At 61.0% G+C, this 14,599-nt stretch carries 13 protein-coding genes; 4 read left to right on the top strand and 9 right to left on the bottom strand.

What is annotated here, in order from left to right:
* The first annotated feature begins 61 nt into the window (after positions 1 to 61).
* Together EGM97_RS15730 and EGM97_RS15725 are read left to right on the top strand one after the other, a co-directional pair.
* Positions 62 to 1,306, top strand: coding sequence for an acyl-CoA dehydrogenase family protein (locus EGM97_RS15730; protein WP_238962060.1), 1,245 nt, complete (start codon positions 62 to 64; stop codon positions 1,304 to 1,306).
* A 308-nt stretch (positions 1,307 to 1,614) separates the two neighbouring features.
* Positions 1,615 to 1,923, top strand: coding sequence for a hypothetical protein (locus tag EGM97_RS15725; RefSeq protein ID WP_238962061.1), 309 nt, complete (start codon positions 1,615 to 1,617; stop codon positions 1,921 to 1,923).
* Position 1,924: 1 nt separating this feature from the next.
* Here EGM97_RS15725 and EGM97_RS15720 read toward each other — a convergent pair whose 3' ends face one another.
* The gene (locus EGM97_RS15720; RefSeq protein WP_238962062.1) at positions 1,925 to 3,364 is read right to left on the bottom strand and encodes an amidase; all 1,440 of its coding nucleotides are present in this window, start codon (positions 3,362 to 3,364) and stop codon (positions 1,925 to 1,927) included.
* A 101-nt stretch (positions 3,365 to 3,465) separates the two neighbouring features.
* Here EGM97_RS15720 and EGM97_RS15715 point away from each other — a divergent pair, with 101 nt between their 5' ends.
* Positions 3,466 to 4,038, top strand: a complete 573-nt coding sequence (locus EGM97_RS15715) for a TetR/AcrR family transcriptional regulator (protein WP_238962063.1) — start codon at positions 3,466 to 3,468, stop codon at positions 4,036 to 4,038.
* Between the two features lie 3 nt (positions 4,039 to 4,041).
* Positions 4,042 to 5,181, top strand: a complete 1,140-nt coding sequence (locus tag EGM97_RS15710) for an epoxide hydrolase family protein (RefSeq protein WP_238962064.1) — start codon at positions 4,042 to 4,044, stop codon at positions 5,179 to 5,181.
* 262 nt (positions 5,182 to 5,443) lie between these two features.
* Here the strand turns inward: EGM97_RS15710 and EGM97_RS15705 are convergent, their stop codons facing one another.
* From EGM97_RS15705 to EGM97_RS15670, 8 genes are all read right to left on the bottom strand, one after another.
* On the bottom strand, positions 5,444 to 5,668 hold the full coding sequence (locus tag EGM97_RS15705) for a formate dehydrogenase subunit delta (protein ID WP_238962065.1): 225 nt from the start codon (positions 5,666 to 5,668) through the stop codon (positions 5,444 to 5,446).
* Positions 5,665 to 8,541, bottom strand: a complete 2,877-nt coding sequence (gene fdhF / locus EGM97_RS15700; protein WP_238962066.1) for a formate dehydrogenase subunit alpha — start codon at positions 8,539 to 8,541, stop codon at positions 5,665 to 5,667. The genes EGM97_RS15705 and fdhF overlap by 4 nt, the downstream gene beginning before the upstream one ends.
* On the bottom strand, positions 8,538 to 10,097 hold the full coding sequence (locus EGM97_RS15695; RefSeq protein ID WP_238962067.1) for a formate dehydrogenase beta subunit: 1,560 nt from the start codon (positions 10,095 to 10,097) through the stop codon (positions 8,538 to 8,540). The genes fdhF and EGM97_RS15695 overlap by 4 nt, the downstream gene beginning before the upstream one ends.
* Positions 10,091 to 10,573, bottom strand: coding sequence for a formate dehydrogenase subunit gamma (locus EGM97_RS15690; RefSeq protein ID WP_238962161.1), 483 nt, complete (start codon positions 10,571 to 10,573; stop codon positions 10,091 to 10,093). The genes EGM97_RS15695 and EGM97_RS15690 overlap by 7 nt, the downstream gene beginning before the upstream one ends.
* Positions 10,574 to 10,821: 248 nt before the next feature.
* Positions 10,822 to 11,526, bottom strand: coding sequence for a DUF2599 domain-containing protein (locus EGM97_RS15685; protein WP_238962068.1), 705 nt, complete (start codon positions 11,524 to 11,526; stop codon positions 10,822 to 10,824).
* 94 nt (positions 11,527 to 11,620) lie between these two features.
* Complete coding sequence (locus EGM97_RS15680) at positions 11,621 to 12,817, bottom strand: halovibrin HvnC (RefSeq protein WP_238962069.1); 1,197 nt, start codon at positions 12,815 to 12,817, stop codon at positions 11,621 to 11,623.
* 341 nt (positions 12,818 to 13,158) lie between these two features.
* A complete protein-coding gene (locus EGM97_RS15675; RefSeq protein ID WP_238962070.1) occupies positions 13,159 to 13,674 on the bottom strand; it encodes a hypothetical protein in 516 nt (171 codons plus the stop codon).
* 146 nt (positions 13,675 to 13,820) lie between these two features.
* Complete coding sequence (locus EGM97_RS15670) at positions 13,821 to 14,456, bottom strand: hypothetical protein (protein ID WP_238962071.1); 636 nt, start codon at positions 14,454 to 14,456, stop codon at positions 13,821 to 13,823.
* Positions 14,457 to 14,599: the final 143 nt, after the last annotated feature.

The raw sequence follows: 14,599 nt of genomic DNA, 5'->3' as shown, positions 1-14,599 counted from the left end.
ACAGCCTCGACCGGCAGGTACACATCCCTGCCCAGCCTCTCGTCACTCAGGAGCAGCAACCATGACCGCACAGCAACAACACCTGCCGCCAATCCTTTCCACCGGCACCGACTACGAAACCCTGGCCGAACGGTTCCGACCTGTCTTTGCCCGCATCCAGGCCGGAGCGCTGGAGCGTGAACAGAGCCGCAGCCTGCCCTTCGAGCAAGTGAAGTGGCTGAAGGAGGCCGGCTTCGGCGCCGTGCGGGTGCCGGTTGAATACGGAGGCGCCGGCGCCTCGCTGCCGCAGTTGCTGCAACTGCTGATCGAACTGGCCGAAGCCGACTCCAACCTGCCCCAGGCCCTGCGCGGTCACTTCGCCTTTGTCGAGGATCGACTCAATGCACACGCCACCCACCCGCAGGACATCTGGTTCAAGCGTTTCGTCGACGGTGAGCTGGTGGGCAATGCCTGGACTGAAATCGGCGCGGTGAAGATCGGCGAAGTCGGGACACGGGTGTCCCGTCAAGGCGAGCAATGGGTGGTCAATGGCACCAAGTACTACAGCACCGGCAGCATCTTCGCCGACTGGATCGACCTGTATGCCCAGCGTGACGACAACGGCACCGATGTGATCGCCGCCGTCAACGTGCATCAGCCGGGCGTCCGGCAAAGCGACGATTGGGATGGATTCGGCCAGCGCACCACCGGCAGCGGCACGTCGGTGTTCGAGAACGCCGTGGTCGAGGCGGAAAACCTCATCGACTTTTCCACCCGGTTCAAATACCAGACCGCGTTCTACCAGCTAGTCCTGCTGGCCGTACTGGCGGGCACGGGCCGTGCCGCTGTGCGCGACATCACCGAGCAAGTGCGGGCGCGGACGCGAGTCTTCAGCACCGGCAATGCCGGCGAAGTGAGCCAGGATGTCCAGGTGCAGCAGGTGGTCGGCAAGGCCTCTGCCCAGGTCTACGCCGCCGAAGCCACCGCCCTGCGTGCTGCCAGCGCCTCCCAGCGCGCCTATGAAAGCCGCTTCGGCCAGGACGCCGAGGCTGAACACACCGCCAACATCGCCGCAGAACTGGAGTCGGCCCAGGCGCAGGTGGTCATCTCGGACCTCGTGCTTCGCGCCTCCAGCGACCTGTTCAACGCCCTCGGCGCCTCGGCCACCAGCACCGGCAAAGCCCTCGACCGCCACTGGCGCAACGCCCGCACCGCGGCCTCGCACAATCCGTTGATCTACAAGGAACGCATCATTGGCGACTGGGAAATCAACGGAACGGAACCGCCCTATGTCTGGCAGATTGGCCGGGGTACGAAGAACGGTTAGCTGATCGGTGTGGGGCAAGGTTTGCCCGCGATGGCATCTGCCTGTTCGACATCGATGCAAGCTGTGCCGCCGCTTTCGCGAACAGGCTCGCTCCCACAGGATCGGGGCCGTACACCCATACTGCCTCCACCACACATCCTCTGTGGGAGCGAGCCTGCTCGCGATGGCGATAGGTCAGCCGACATCTGTCCTGATGATCGCCGCCCGGAGCAAGCTCAGCTCCCACAAGTCCCAGGGTTGTCCGGGGACATTTTCTCAAGCAGACTTCCGGCACAGGCCCAAGCCCTGTCTCTCGGAACCAGCGCCCCATGAACGAACGCCAGTCACTCATCAAAACCAGGATCGAAGCGGCGATGATCGCCAGCCACTGCGACCGGATCGACTATCAGTCGGAGTGGCTTGGCTACATGCCCTTCGGGGTCTATCACTGGGTTGAATGCCAGGGCGAGAATATTTCCAGCGACTTTCCCTTCGACTGGTCCCTGGAGGACCTTGCCGGCCTTGAGCAGATCGGGTTTCTGGAGACGCTTGAAACCTACGAGAATCCCGAAGACCACTATGACCGACATATCCAGTACCGCGTGTGTGGCGCGGTCATGATCAGTTTCGACGCGTGAATCAGCGGATGTTACCCGCCCAGACAGCCGGACGACGCTTCGACCATGGCAATTCGTGCTCCAACTGCCCGGCCAGTTCGAACAACAGACCCTCCGTCCCAAACTTGCCCATGAACTGCATTCCCACGGGTAATCCAGTCAGCGGGTCGTGACCCAGCGGCACCGACATGGCTGGGGCGCCGATGACGTTTGCCAACGCGGTGAACGGCGACTGATTGAACACCCGGTGCATCCAACCCATTCCATCGAGTTGTTCCTGGCCGGCGTTGTACGTGCCGATCTGTGGCGCCAGCCCTGGTAACGTCGGGGATAAAAGCACATCGTAACGCTCGAAGAAATCACCCAGTTTGCGGGCGACGATGTTGCGCTCGAACAACGCGCTCAGCAGCTCGGTGGCGCGCAGGGCTTTCCCTTGCCGGTAGAGCGCCAGCGTAGCCGGCTCCAGGTTCTGGGCATCGATGGAGCGCCCGGTGGCGGCGGCGATGGCATCGATCCAGGCTGCGGTGTTGGATGACCAGAAGCAGCCATTGAGCGCGACGAACGCCTCCCAACTCAACCCGATATCAAGCTGCACTTCCTCGACCCGATGCCCGAGCCGTTCAAGGTCGCGAACGGTCTGCATGAGCGCTTGCGCTACGGCGGGGTCCACCGCCTGGCCGTTCAGAGGGTGGGCTTGCAAGCCGATTCGCAACGAGCGAGGTGGGCGTTGCGCGTGCGCCAGGAAGTTGGTTTCAGGAGACGGTATGCCGAACGGATCTCCCACTGCGGTGCCATGGACAGCATCCAGCAACGCCGCGCTGTCACGCACCGAGCGAGTCAGTACGCCATGGACGGCCAGGCCGCTCCAGACTTCATCGACCTCCGGTCCCATCGGCACCCGCCCGCGGCTGGGTTTCAAACCGAACAGACCGCACATCGAAGCCGGCACACGAATGGAGCCACCGCCATCGGTGGCATGGGCGACCGGCACCATCCCTGCCGCGACCGCCGCAGCCGAACCACCGCTGGACCCGCCGGCACTGCGCTCGGTATCCCAAGGGTTACGCGTCGGTCCACACAAACGGCTTTCCGTGGTGGTGCTCGCGGCGAACTCGGGCGTGGTGGTTCGGCCCAACGGCAACATCCCGGCGAGGCGCAAGCGCTGCATCAGGTGCGAATCGCTTTGCGCCGTACAGCCCATCGCCAATGCGCTGCCCAATTCGTTACGACGTCCGGCAGCGGTGATACCCAGGTCCTTGAGCAAGACCGGAACACCTTGAAAGGGCCCGGCGCCAGACAGCGGTTCATCCGTCCAGGTTTCTACCACTGCATTGACCTGTGGGTTGAGGGTTTCAATGACTTGCATGGCGGCGTCCCTGGCTTCGCCAGCGCTGACCTGTCCGTCGCGGATCAGTTGAGCCAGACCCGTTGCATCGTGAGTGGCATATTCGTAAAGGTGCATGGGCTTCTCCAGATCGGTATGATCGATACCAACGGGTATCACACGATACCCATCGGTATCATGCGATACTTATCGGTATCGCTGTCAAGCGGAGATTATTCATGCGCACGGAACGTATCCCCCAACTCCCGCCTCGGGAGCGCATCGTTGACGCCGCGCAGGCCCTGTTCACGGAACAGGGCATTACTCGTGTCAGCGTGGACGCGATTGCGGCGCGTGCGGCATCGACCAAGATGACCGTGTATCGCCACTTCGAGAACAAGGATTCGCTGGTCCTGGAATGGCTGACCCGTTTGGCTGAAAGCTACAGCGATGTGCTCGATCGCCTGGCAGAACGACATCCCGGTTCGCCCCGTGAGCAGTTGCTGGGGTTCGTGACCTTTATCGTCGAGGACCTGGAGCAAGCCGGTTATCGCGGTTGCGCCTTCACCAACGCACTGGCCGAACTGCCCGACGCCGACCATCCTGCTCGAGCATTGATACAGGCGCACAAACAGCGCCAGTTCCGTCGATTGGCGATCCTCTGCGCCCAACTGAAACTCAACCAACCCGAGCAAGTTGCCGAGGAGCTGACCCTGTTGATGGAGGGCGCCCAGGTCGTGGCACAGAACAAGGGTATCGAACGGGTCGGCGAGCGCTTGATCCGGATCGCCCAGCGGCTGTTGGAGGCCTGAATAATGTTCATCGAACCTTTCTGCATCGATGTGCCCGAATCCGCTCTCGATGACTTGCGCCGTCGCCTGCAACACACCCGGCTGCCCGAGCCGCTGGCCGGCCAGGGCTGGAGCGAAGGCATGGACATGGATGTGCTTCGGGAGTTGTTGGCTTACTGGTCGACCTCGTTCGATTGGCGAGCGCGGGAAGCGGAGCTCAATCGCTTGCCACAGTTCGTTGCCCGCATCGGCGAGCAGCGGATTCACTTCGTTCATCAACGCGGTGTCGGGCCGAACCCGATGCCCCTGATCCTGACTCACGGCTGGCCCGGCTCGTTCATCGAGATGCAACGCATCATCCCCTTGCTGACAGACCCGGCCAGCCATGGCGGCGACCCGGCGGATGCCTTCGATGTGGTGGTGCCCTCGCTGCCGGGCTATACCTTTTCTGCGCCGTTCAAGCAAACGGGCATGGGCCCTCATGAAATTGCCGGGCTGTGGCAGCAATTGATGGCCGGGCTGGGTTATGAACGTTTCGCAGCACAAGGAGGAGACATTGGCGCCGGCGTATCGACCTGGCTGGGCGTGCGCTTTCCCGAGCGGGTGACGGGCATTCATCTCAACTACATTCCCGGCTCCTATCGCCCTCCCCTTGGCGAAACCGAGCCGCCGCAGACTGAAGAAGAAAAGGCCTTCCTGCAACGCGCCGCCGCATTTGGCGACGCAGAAGGCGCCTATGCGCACCTGCAGCGGACCAAACCCCAGAGCCTGGCCGTGGGCCTGAATGACTCACCGGCCGGGTTGCTGGCCTGGATGGGTGAAAAGATCCTGTCCTGGTGCGACACCCGCCCGGCCATCGACCGCGACTGGTTGCTGACCAACGTGACGCTGTATTGGCTGACGAACTGCATCGGCTCGTCGTTCCGGCAGTATGTGGAAGGCAGCAGGCGGCCGCTTGCGTTCAGCCATGGCGAACGCGTGAAGCCTGCGCTCGGCGTGGCCTTGTTCCCCCGGGAACTGCCTATGCCGCCCAGAAGCTGGGTCGAGCGCTGCTGCAACGTGGAGCGCTGGACTCCCATGCCGCGCGGTGGCCACTTTGCCGCGCTGGAACAACCGGAGTTATTGGCAGAAGACATCAGGGCATTTTTCCGGCCCCGGCGTTAGTCACTGTGGTGAACTCAAAACTGTGGGCAAGGCTTGCCCGCGATAGCAATAGTCCACTCAACATCGCCGCCAACAGGCGCACCGCTATCGCGAGCAGGCTCGCTCCCACAGGGATCCGGGGGTGAACGCCATTTCCTGTCACTGCTGAACTGTGGGAGCGAGCCTGCTCGCGATGGCGGTAGACTGGATAGCCTTGATGTTGGATACACCACCGCCTTCGCGAGCGAGCCTGTGTACAGGCTCTACAGGACGCTGCCTGTTATCACCGGGTTGTTTCGACAGGCTCCGTCAACGCAGCCAGCACCAATGGGTGCAAGACCACCCCCGAATGCGCCTCCTGACTGGCTGCCAGCTCCCTGCGCATAGCCGGGGTCCAGAAATTCTGGATGTGCTGGCGCACCCCCTTCACGGCCAGCTCGGTGTCCGGTTCGCTAGCGAAGTACTGGCCGATCTGGTTGGCCATTTTGATCAGGCTTTCGGTGCTCATCGGCGCACCTCGGCTTTCTCGGCATGACGGCGTTCGCGTAGCAGGCGGCTCTGTTCATCGCTGAACGCCTGATAACGTTTCTGCCATTCCGAAGGCTGGCTGACCCGCACGATTTCCACCGCTGTCACCTTGTATTCCGGGCAGTTGGTGGCCCAGTCGGAGTTGTCGGTGGTGATCACGTTGGCGCCCGATTCCGGGAAGTGGAACGTGGTGTAGACCACCCCCGGCGCCACTCGCTCGGTGACTTTGGCCCGCAGCACCGTCTGCCCGGCGCGGCTGCCGATGCCGACCCAGTCGCCATCGACGATGCCGCGGTTCTCGGCGTCGGTCGGATGGATTTCCAGGCGGTCCTCCTCGTGCCAGGCCACGTTTTCGGTGCGTCGGGTCTGGGCGCCGACGTTGTACTGGCTCAGGATGCGCCCGGTGGTGAGCAATAGCGGATAACGGTTGTTGACCTTCTCCTCGGTGGGCACGTAGCCGGTGAGCATGAAGCGCCCCTTGCCGCGCACGAATTCCTCGATGTGCATGGTCGGCGTGCCGTCCGGTGCAGCGTCGTTGCACGGCCACTGCAGGCTGCCGTGACGCTCCAGCTCGGCGTAGCTGACCCGAGTGAAGGTCGGCGTCAGGCGGGCAATTTCATCCATGATTTGCGACGGATGACTGTAGTTCATCTTGTAGCCCAGGGCGTCGGCCAGGGCGATGGTGGCTTCCCAGTCGGCCTTGCCGGCCAGGGGCTCCATCACCTTGCGTACCCGGGAGATGCGGCGCTCGGCATTGGTGAACGTACCGTCCTTCTCCAGGAACGAGCTACCCGGCAGGAACACGTGGGCGAACTTGGCCGTTTCGTTGAGGAAGATGTCCTGCACGATCACGCATTCCATCGCCGTCAGGGCAGCGGTCACGTGCTGGGTGTTGGGGTCGCTCTGGGCGATGTCTTCGCCCTGGCAGTACAGTGCCTTGAAAGAACCATCCAGCGCGGCCTCGAACATGTTCGGGATCCGCAGCCCCGGATCGGGTTGCAGGGTCACGTTCCAGGCCTGCTCGAACTGGGCGCGCACGGCCTCGTTGGAGATGTGCCGGTAACCGGGCAGTTCGTGGGGGAAGGAGCCCATGTCACAGGAGCCCTGGACGTTGTTCTGGCCCCGCAACGGGTTCACGCCGACACCTTCGCGGCCGATGTTGCCGGTGGCCATGGCCAGGTTGGCGATGCCCATCACCGAGGTACTGCCCTGGCTGTGCTCGGTCACGCCGAGGCCGTAGTAAATGGCCGCGTTGCCGCCGGTGGCGTAGAGCCGTGCGGCGGCGCGGATCTGCTCGGCCGGAACGCCGCAAACCGGGCCCAGGACTTCTGGCGCGTTCTCCGGCTGGCTGACGAAGTCGCGCCAACGGGTGAAGTCCGCCGCCTCGCAGCGCTCATCGACGAAACGCTGGTTGACCAATCCTTCGGTGACGATCACATGGGCCAGCGCGTTGAGCATCGCCACGTTGGTACCCGGACGCAGTTGCAGATGCAACTCGGCGCGGGCATGGGGCGAGTCCACCAGGTCGATGCGCCGTGGGTCGATGACAATCAACTGCGCACCCTGGCGCAGGCGACGCTTGAGCTGGGAACCGAATACCGGGTGAGCGTCGGTGGGATTGGCGCCCATCACCAGGATTACATCGGCCTTCATCACCGAGTCGAAGTTCTGGGTGCCGGCGGATTCGCCCAGGGTTTGCTTGAGGCCATAACCGGTGGGCGAATGGCAGACGCGGGCGCAGGTGTCGACGTTGTTGTTGCCAAACGCAGTGCGCACCAGTTTCTGCACCAGGTAGGTCTCTTCGTTGGTGCAGCGGCTGGAGGTGATGCCGCCGATGGAGTCGCGTCCGTATTTGAGCTGGATACGGCGCAATTCACTGGCCGCATAAGTGACCGCCTCCTCCCAGCTGACTTCCTGCCACGGGTCGTTGATGTGCTTGCGGATCATCGGCTTGGTGATGCGATCCGGGTGGGTGGCATAGCCCCAGGCAAAACGGCCCTTGACGCAGGAGTGGCCGTGGTTGGCCTGGCCGTTCTTGTCCGGCACCATGCGCACCAGTTGCTCGCCCTTCATCTCGGCGCGGAACGAACAGCCCACGCCGCAGTAGGCGCAAGTGGTGATGACGCTGCGTTCCGGCTGGCCGATCTCTACCACGCTCTTGTCGATCAGGGTCGCCGTCGGGCAGGCCTGCACACAGGCGCCACAGGACACGCATTCGGAATCGAGGAAGTTATCACCGCCGGCCGCTTCCACACGGGAATCGAAGCCGCGCCCGGTGATGGTCAGGGCAAAGGTGCCCTGGATTTCCTCACAAGCGCGCACGCAGCGGCTGCAAACGATGCACTTGCTCGGGTCGTAGTCGAAATAAGGATTGGAAACGTCCTTGCTCTCGGCCAGGTGGTTGGCACCCTCGTAGCCGTAGCGCACCTCACGCAGGCCCACCTGCCCCGCCACCGTCTGCAATTCGCAATTGCCATTGGCCGGGCACGTCAGGCAGTCCAGCGGGTGGTCGGAGATGTACAGCTCCATCACATTGCGCCGCAGGGTGGCGAGCTTGGAGGTCTGGGTGCGGACCACCATGCCCTCGGTCACCGGCGTGGTGCAGGAGGCCGGGTAACCGCGCATGCCGTCGATTTCCACCAGGCACATGCGGCAGGAACCGAAGGCTTCCAGGCTGTCGGTGGCGCAGAGCTTGGGAATGGTGGTGCCGAGCAACGCCGCCGCGCGCATCACCGAGGTGCCGGACGGGACGCTGATCTCCCGGCCGTCGATGGTCAGGTTGACCTGCACTTCGCTTTCGCGAGCGGGGGTGCCAAGGTCGATGTCCGTTTTGGGGTCGAATAGTGTGATCATTGGTCGGCCTCCATGGTCGCCAGACCGAAATCGGCGGGAAAGTGCTTGAGGGCGCTGGCGACGGGGTAGGAGGTCATCCCACCGAGGGCACAGAGCGAACCGTATTGCAGGGTGTCGCACAAGTCTTGCAGCAGCAGCGCCTGTTCCTGGCGAGCATTGGCGTCGGTGCTGGCGATCAGGCGGTCCACCACTTCCACGCCACGGGTCGAGCCGATCCGGCACGGCGTGCATTTGCCGCAGGATTCCTCGGCGCAGAATTGCAACGCGAACCGGGCCATGTGGGCCATGTCCAGGCTGTCGTCGGCCACCACCACACCGCCGTGGCCGAGCATCGCGCCCATGGCGGCGAACGCCTCATAGTCCAGCGGCGTGTCGAACTGCGATGGCGGCACCCAGGCGCCCAACGGCCCGCCCACCTGCGCGGCCTTCAACGGCCGACCGCTGGCAGTGCCGCCGCCGTAGCCTTCCACCAATTCCCGCAGGCTCAGGCCAAAAGCGCGCTCCACGAGGCCGGCCTGACGGACATTGCCGGCCAGTTGGAACGGCATCGTGCCCATGGAACGGCCCATGCCGAAATCGCGGTAGAACTGCGCGCCTTTCTCCAGAATCACCGGGACCGACGCCAGGGTCACCACGTTGTGCACCAGAGTCGGCATGCCAAACAGGCCTTGCAGTGCCGGCAGCGGCGGTTTGGCGCGAACCTCGCCGCGCTTGCCTTCGAGCGATTGCAGCAGAGAGGTTTCCTCGCCGCAGATGTAGGCGCCCGCCCCCACCCGGACTTCCAGCTCGAAGCGGCGACCGCTACCGCCCACGTCCTCGCCGAGGTAACCGGCGCCACGAGCGATGCGCAGGGCTTCGTTCAGGGTGCTGACGGCGGCCGGGTATTCCGAGCGCACGTAGATGTAGCCCATGGTCGCGCCAACGGCGATGCCGGCAATGACCATGCCTTCGATCAGCAGGAACGGATCGCCTTCCATCAACATCCGGTCGGCGAACGTGCCGGAGTCGCCTTCATCGGCGTTGCACACCACATACTTCTGCGCCCCCACCGCGTCGCGCACGGTGCGCCACTTGATGCCCGCCGGAAACGCCGCGCCGCCCCGACCGCGCAGGCCGGAATCGAGAACGCTGGTGACCACGTCCAGGCCATCCATCTGGATCGCCCGGGCCAGGCCCAGGAAGCCCCCCTTGGCCCGGTACTCTTCCAGGGACAGCGGCTGGGTGATACCGGCACGGGCAAACAACAGGCGCTGCTGGCTCTTGAGGTACGGGATCTCCTCCACCGGACCCAAGGCCAGAGGATGATTGCCTGGGTCGCCGGCCAGGGCATCGAGCAGGCTCGGTACGTCTTGCGGCGTCACGGGACCGAAACCCAGGCGCACACCGGCGCTTTCAAACTCCAGCAGCGGCTCCAGCCAATAGAGACCACGGGAACTGGTGCGACGCAGCTCCAGCGGCAATTGTCGACGTTCAGCTTCACTGGCCAGTGCCGCCGCCACCTTGTCCGCGCCTACTGCGCAGGCCACCGAATCACGAGGGATGCAGAGTGTCAGCATGAGCCCTCCTCCAGGCAACCGTTCACCAGTTGCCGCAGGCGCTCGGGGGTCAGCCGCGCATGCAGCTCGCCGTCCAGCTCAAGGGCCGGCGAACACACGCACGCCCCCAGGCAATACACCGGCCGCAGGCTGATGCTGCCATCGGCGCTGGTGCCGTGATCGTCCAGGGACAAGTGTTCGCGCAGCTGCGCCGCCAACCCTTCGGCGCCCTTGCTCTGGCAGGACTCGGCCCGACACAGACGCAAGGTATGCCGCGCCGGCGGCGTGGTACGGAAGTCGTGGTAGAAGCTGATCACCCCGCGGACTTCAGCCTCGCTGAGATTTAGGGCATGGGCGATTTCAGGGACGGCGGTGTCGGGCACATACCCGCAACCTTCCTGGATGGCATGCAGGATCGGCAGCAAGGCCCCCGGAGTGGCCTTTTCGCGTTCCAGAACGCTGTGAATCAAGGGCAGGTGAAGCGTCTCATCGAGCATAAGTGACCTCGGCATCTCGAACGCCACCGCCGCATAGCGACAGCCGTCCGGAGTCTTGGCTGCGGCGCCCGGCCCACGTCACGGTAGCGTGGTTGATCCAGACGCCATTCCTGCTCTCCGGCCAGGCGTCTTGGCGCGCCTGGTCCGGGGCATCCTTACAGCTTGCCACTCCCCAAGGGTGGCGATTGCACGTGGACGACAGAACGTGTTCTGAAAGCGACTTGAGACGGAACCTGCCGCAGATACTCTCAGGGAACAGTAAAGGTCCGATTATAGGCCCAGTTGGAAATGTGCCCACTCAGCGTCTGTCGTGCCGTCACTTTATAAGTCCCCGGAGCCAACTGAACCCCCTCTATGCGCCATTCCCCGTTGCCGTTGGCCATTGGCTGGCCGAAACAGTACCCTGCGCCTTCCAGACATACATCCACCAGCGCTCCCGCTGCACTTTTTCCCGAGATCCTGAAGGGATTCGTTACAGTGGCGCCCTCCGCCGGATCCACAATCGACGGCGGGTCTGTGTAGGCAGGCAGGGTACCGCTCCCAGGGGGCAGGCCATTGTTACAACCATTATTGATCGAAACCTCCTGGCTCACATCAGGCCTGTAGGGCTCCAGATTCCAGGGAATCTTGCTTCGAGCAACAACCAGATGACACACCAACTGACGGCGCATACCTCCACCATCATTGTTTTTCCATTGCCAATCATTTCCAAACTTCTGAACAAGTTCAGCATATTCAGCGTTCGTCTGAGCCGAGTCTATATTTCTACCGCACTCCGTTGGAATGACAGCCAAACTCCACTCATTTTTTTGAGTTCCGGGATCATAACGCTCTACCCATGTACCGGATTGGATGTACTGGGTGCACGCACCGTCCGCTCGTGCATCGGGACTGTTCTCAATGCCATACGCAACCCAAACGACGAGCATAAGCATCAGCTTCGTATTCTTCATCTCCGTCTTCCTGTACGCCAATATATTTTTCTTCCGCTGCCCAATTCAACAGCGTCGCAGTGGATACATTTCTCATTAATCCTTTATCAAGTCTTCACTGAACCGTTAAAGTTCGATTGGCCGTCCAACTCGATACCTGACCGTTGCTTGTCTGCCTCGCCGTAAACTTGTAACTTCCCGGATTCAACTGCGCACCGTCAATAAACCAGTAGCCATTACCGTCGGCCACCGCTGGCGCGCCAAAACAATACCAACCGCCCTCGAGACACACATCAACCGTTGCACCCGATGCACTTTTTCCGGAAATTCTGAAGGGAGACGTTACAGCAGCCCCATCCAGCGGGTTGACGATCCACGGCTGCTCCCCAGAAGGCGGCGTAGTCGCCTGCCCAGCCGTAACTTCCTGATCGCTGGGTTGAAAATCAAATACAGTGTCCTGGCTAACGGTACTTGGAAGAGTGACCTTTATAATGGGAACGACGATACCTCCGGTATCGGTGTAGAACTCTTTTTGATTGGACCGGGCGTCTGCCAGCCCAACAGGATCAGAGTAAAAGAATGCCTGGAGGGGCAGTGTCCTGGCGCTACCCTGGGGCCAGGTAGCTACCTGTATTTCATTCCACTCGTAGAAGCCATTGATTTTCTGCTTGGCCTTAAGTGATTCATAAAAGAACACCGCGCCATTGGCGGTGCCGCTCGCGACATCAAAACCACATTGATCCAAATGAGCATTGGTGCTGACAGACTGATTCCAGTGATTGGCCCATTGGTCGGAATTGACAATACCTTGTGACTGGCATGGACGACTGACTTCGTAATGCTGATTTTCCTCCAGCGTTATCCGACCACACAGAGCGTCGCGATGCCAATCCCAGGAATCCATCGGAAAGGAACAAACAACACCAAGGGAGAGTTTATCGGCAGGAGCCGAAAACTTGGGATAGAGAATATAACCATTGTTATAACCCCAGGCAAAAGTCTGAAATTTTGCATCCGCTCGCAGATAGGAAAATGCAACTCCACCTCGCTGCTGGGACGGTGGACTCGGATCCCAGACCCGATACCGGTCGGATTTTTTAGTCACTCTCAGTGTCACGCCACTGCAAAGAAACGCCGGCCTGTTATTCGTTCCACAGTTTTCAACGACGTTGAAATATTGGCCACGGATAGCCATCAATGTCGCACTACCGTCAGCTAATGAACTCTCCGAATTTCCGGCAACCCACTGGGCACTCACTTGATGACAAACAGCAAGTAAACCCAGCCCGGAAAGATAGAAAACAGCTTTCATAAAATAGCCCTCTTCAGTTACTCAACGGTGACAATCAATCACCACTTAGCAAACCAAGCGGCCTATACGACGATACAAAATCCAACAACCAATCCCTGTGGATCGAGCACAATGCTCTTGCACTCCATACTATTAAGCAATGAAGTCCGATTGGTCCTGAATATCCATGACACGCTTTGTCTGTCGATAAGACCTTAGAACGGACAGCATCACCGCTCTACTGTCAGATCTGACAGCGCGGACAGACGGAACGAGACTTGGCCCTGCCATTGAACCGAATGTGAGAACTGAATGTGAGAACCGGGTGCACCATCTGCCATCGTGCCCAACAACAAACTGCCCTACTTCAACTCCACCCACCGAAGCGACTGGGCCCCATCCAGCGACAGATGAATCGTCGCCGCCTTGCTAGGAAAATTCGGCGCATCGCTGTCGGTGTTTTCCAGCACCGGAATGTCGATCAAGGTCTGCTCGCCCGCTGGATCGCTGACCAGTTTGGCGTCCAGCTTGTCGATCGACCGCCAGCTATCACCGCCGATGCGAATCACGTCGAGCAAGCTGAAATGCTGCACACCCTCCTCGTTCTCTTCCGGAGTGAAAGCCGCCAGGTATTGGCTGTAGTTGTTGCCCATGCCGAAGCCTTCGATGGTGAACACGGCGAGCGTGACTTCGCTGTCCTCGCCGGTATCCAGCGTCTGCACCAACGTCGCTTCCGGGTAGCCGGTGGCGTAGCTGTCTTTGAGCAGCGCCACCAGGTGCCCGACCTGTTCCTCCAGTGGTTTTGGAATGGGCGGCTCGGCGGCGTAGCTCAGGGTACAGGCAAAGAACAAGCTGGCAGTAAGCAGGTGCAGTTTCATGAAGGGGGAAAGTCCGAGGTACGGGAGGTCGGCGCGGATATTAGCGCCTGGAAAGGATTTTGTATTGGAGACGGCGATAGGGACAAACGCAGGGCAGGAAGAAATTGGACCTCAATGTGTGTCGAGCGAACCGTAACAGCCCGCCCTCAGCTGACACTGACCGCGATCCACTTCGTAATGAAGCCATAGTTATCGCAGCTTTTCTTGACGTCCGCGTAGTACTGCATCATTTCCCATGGTGCGTAATTATCCACCGAATACTGACCTTTAATCGGGTCAAAGAAAACCAGCTCCCGGCCTTTGTTCAACGCCGCGACGGCGTGTGCTCCACCACCGGCGAAAATGAAAGCAATGACATAATACCCTTCTGTTTTGGTGACCAATTCAATCCAGCCATTATGGTCGCTCAAAATAGATCCGACATCTTTGCCAACCTCAGCCGCAGAGACGCAGAATGCGGCGGCCATTGCCTGGTAATAGGCCACGCCCAGCATGCCTTCCGGTCCGTAGGCACCTTTTCTGTTCTGTCGCACTTGTGACGATTGCATGGCCTGAGCGGCGACCATGAGCGGCCTGTGCGTCAATAGTTCACTCTTGGCTTGCAGCTTGCGGTTCAACTTTATGCATTGACGACACCACAGCATCGAATAGGCGAAGCAGTTGCCAATCCTTTTCTGGTCTTTCAGTGCCTTTTGAAGGAATGGGTTGTTACTGGCACCTAACTTGGTGCCAAAGGAATGCTCCACGTCATTCAAGCCCAAGGCCGGCCAGTCTTCATTCATTGCTTACACTCCTTGTAATGCCATGAAAATCGAGGATCACGGGTCGACTTGTCGATCAACAGGCCGTCATCCGGCCGCTCTGGGACAAGCATCCAACCGCGCCCCCCTAGCCGCGCAACCTCCCGATCAGTGAAGAGGCCATG

Source organism: Pseudomonas sp. AF32, from assembly GCF_022342325.2.
GTDB lineage: Bacteria > Pseudomonadota > Gammaproteobacteria > Pseudomonadales > Pseudomonadaceae > Aquipseudomonas > Aquipseudomonas uvaldensis.
The sequence above is the reverse complement of the archived record's forward strand: the minus strand, read 5'-3'. Positions and strand labels throughout refer to the sequence as shown.

Bases quoted from the DNA above. Each gene is read 5' to 3' on its own strand.
- EGM97_RS15680 (WP_238962069.1), bottom strand. From the start codon at position 12,817: ATGAAAGCTGTTTTCTATCTTTCCGGGCTGGGTTTACTTGCTGTTTGT.
- EGM97_RS15675 (WP_238962070.1), bottom strand. From the start codon at position 13,674: ATGAAACTGCACCTGCTTACTGCCAGCTTGTTCTTTGCCTGTACCCTG.
- fdhF (WP_238962066.1), bottom strand. From the start codon at position 8,541: ATGATCACACTATTCGACCCCAAAACGGACATCGACCTTGGCACCCCC.
- EGM97_RS15695 (WP_238962067.1), bottom strand. From the start codon at position 10,097: ATGCTGACACTCTGCATCCCTCGTGATTCGGTGGCCTGCGCAGTAGGC.
- EGM97_RS15690 (WP_238962161.1), bottom strand. From the start codon at position 10,573: ATGCTCGATGAGACGCTTCACCTGCCCTTGATTCACAGCGTTCTGGAA.
- EGM97_RS15715 (WP_238962063.1), top strand. From the start codon at position 3,466: ATGCGCACGGAACGTATCCCCCAACTCCCGCCTCGGGAGCGCATCGTT.
- EGM97_RS15730 (WP_238962060.1), top strand. From the start codon at position 62: ATGACCGCACAGCAACAACACCTGCCGCCAATCCTTTCCACCGGCACC.
- EGM97_RS15685 (WP_238962068.1), bottom strand. From the start codon at position 11,526: ATGAAGAATACGAAGCTGATGCTTATGCTCGTCGTTTGGGTTGCGTAT.
- EGM97_RS15720 (WP_238962062.1), bottom strand. From the start codon at position 3,364: ATGCACCTTTACGAATATGCCACTCACGATGCAACGGGTCTGGCTCAA.
- EGM97_RS15670 (WP_238962071.1), bottom strand. From the start codon at position 14,456: ATGAATGAAGACTGGCCGGCCTTGGGCTTGAATGACGTGGAGCATTCC.
- EGM97_RS15705 (WP_238962065.1), bottom strand. From the start codon at position 5,668: ATGAGCACCGAAAGCCTGATCAAAATGGCCAACCAGATCGGCCAGTAC.
- EGM97_RS15710 (WP_238962064.1), top strand. From the start codon at position 4,042: ATGTTCATCGAACCTTTCTGCATCGATGTGCCCGAATCCGCTCTCGAT.
- EGM97_RS15725 (WP_238962061.1), top strand. From the start codon at position 1,615: ATGAACGAACGCCAGTCACTCATCAAAACCAGGATCGAAGCGGCGATG.